General features: G+C 64.0%; 2 protein-coding genes and 1 pseudogene. All 3 read right to left on the bottom strand.

From position 1 onward, the window contains the following. Positions 1 to 799, bottom strand: a 799-nt coding sequence (locus tag ACXJ7R_RS30295) for a biotin/lipoyl-containing protein (protein WP_457155031.1), incomplete at its 3' end; no start/stop codon positions are given. Positions 800 to 817: 18 nt separating this feature from the next. Further along, on the bottom strand, positions 818 to 2,203 hold the full coding sequence (locus tag ACXJ7R_RS30290) for a pyruvate dehydrogenase complex E1 component subunit beta (protein ID WP_457155030.1): 1,386 nt from the start codon (positions 2,201 to 2,203) through the stop codon (positions 818 to 820). Positions 2,204 to 2,218: 15 nt separating this feature from the next. Further along, positions 2,219 to 2,337: pseudogene (locus ACXJ7R_RS30285) on the bottom strand (pyruvate dehydrogenase (acetyl-transferring) E1 component subunit alpha); the annotation flags it as partial.

Raw genomic sequence — 2,337 nt, 5'->3', positions numbered from 1 at the left:
GCGTGCGCAATGCCAAGAGCGCGTCGAGTTCGCAGTCGAGTGTCAGGTAGAAATGCGGGATGGTGGTCTTGGCCTCGACCAGGCGGCGCGCGATGGTCTTGCGCATATTGTCATGCGGGACGAGTTCGTAGGAGCCTTGCTCGAACAGTTTCAGCACCTGCTCGTCCGACATCGCCTTCACCGGGGCGGCAGCAGCAGCCGGAGCCGCCGGTGCCCCTGCGGGCGCTGCCTTGGCGGCAGGTTTGATGCCGCCACCGGCAATCGCCGCATCGACATCGGCTTTCACCACGCGGCCATGCGGGCCGGTGCCGGTCACGGCAGACACATCGACCCCGGCTTCCCTGGCGATGCGGCGCGCGAGCGGCGATGCAAAGGTGCGCTCGCCAGCGGCATGGCCGTTGGCGGCCGGAGCCGCTACTGCCTTGGATGCGGGCGCAGGCTCGGCCTTTGGCGCCTCAGCCTTTGGTGCTTCCGCCTTCGGAGCCTCCGTTTTCGGCGCTTCCGCTTTCGCTGGCGCAGCAGGGCCACCGCTGTTCGCGGCGGCGCCGGCGTCTTCGCCTTCGGCAGCGAGCACGGCGATCAGCGCATTGACCTTGACGCCCTCGGTGCCGGCAGGAACGACGAGCTTCGCAACCGTGCCCTCGTCGACAGCCTCGACTTCCATCGTTGCCTTGTCGGTCTCGATCTCAGCAATGACATCGCCGGGCGAAACCTTGTCGCCCTCCTTGACCAGCCACTTTGACAGATTGCCCTCTTCCATCGTGGGCGACAGGGCCGGCATGGTGATGTTGATTGGCATTTTGTCCTCCCGCCCGGTTCAGCGATACGTGACGGCTTTGACCGCCTCGATGACCTCGCCGACATTCGGCAACGCCAGCTTTTCGAGGTTCGCCGCATACGGCATCGGCACGTCTTTGCCGGCAATGGTGATGACCGGGGCGTCAAGGAAATCGAAGGCACGCTGCGACACCTGGTTGGCGATGTGATCGCCGACCGAGCTCTGCGGATATCCCTCTTCCACGACGATCAGCCGGTTGGTCTTCTTGACCGAGGCGACGACCGTGTCGAGGTCGAGCGGGCGGATGGTCCTGAGGTCGATGATCTCGGCGTCGATGCCCATGCCGCGCAACTCGGCTTCAGCCTTGACCGCATAGGTCATGCCGATGCCGAAGGAGACGATGGTGACGTCCTTGCCGGTCTTGTGGATGCGCGCCTTGCCGATCGGCAGCACGAAATCATCCAGCTTCGGCACGTCGAAGGAATGACCGTAGAGGATTTCGTTCTCGAGGAAGATAACCGGGTTAGGATCGCGGATCGCCGCCTTGAGCAGGCCCTTGGCATCGGCAGCGGTGTAGGGCATCACGACCTTGAGGCCGGGAATGTGGCTGTACCAGGCGGCATAGCACTGCGAATGCTGGGCTGCGACGCGAGCGGCGGCGCCGTTCGGTCCACGGAACACGATCGGCGCGCCCATCTGGCCGCCCGACATATAGAGCGTCTTGGCAGCCGAGTTGATGATCTGGTCGATCGCCTGCATGGCGAAGTTGAAGGTCATGAACTCGACGATCGGCTTCAAACCGGCCATCGCCGCGCCGACGCCGACGCCGGCAAAGCCATGCTCGGTGATCGGCGTGTCGACGACGCGCCGCGGCCCGAACTCCTGCAGCAGTCCCTGCGTGATCTTGTAGGCGCCCTGGTATTCGGCAACTTCCTCGCCCATGACGAAGACATCGCCGTCGCGGCGCATTTCCTCGGCCATCGCATCACGCAGCGCTTCGCGCACCGTGGTCGAGACCATTTCCGTCCCGGCCGGAATATCCGGATCGGCGGCGATTTCCGTCCTCGGGGCGGCTGCGACCGGTGCTGAGGCCTCGCTTTTGGCTGCCGCCGGCGCAGGCGCCGCTGTTTCAGCCTTCGGGGGTTCTTCGCCGATGCCTTCGCCGGCCTTGTCGACATCTTCGCCGTCAACCGCGAGTACGGCGATCACTGCATTGACCTTGACGCCTTCGGTGCCGGCAGGAACCACGATCTTGGCAAGCGTGCCTTCATCGACGGCTTCGACTTCCATCGTCGCCTTGTCGGTTTCGATCTCGGCGATGACGTCACCGGCGACGACCTTGTCGCCCTCGTTCTTCAACCACTTGGAAAGATTGCCCTCTTCCATGGTCGGCGAGAGAGCGGGCATGAGAATTTCGATCGGCATGTCCTTGCCCTCCCGTTACAATACGATATCGGTCCAGAGCTCGGACGGATCCGGCTCCGCGTCGTTCTGGGCAAATTCGGCGGCATCCGCGACGACATCGCGAACCTCCTTGTCGACGGTCTTCAGTTCGTCCT

It is taken from the genome of Mesorhizobium sp. P5_C1 (genome assembly GCF_054049815.1).
Note: the sequence above shows the minus strand (reverse complement) of the source record. Positions and strands in the feature narration are given on the sequence as shown.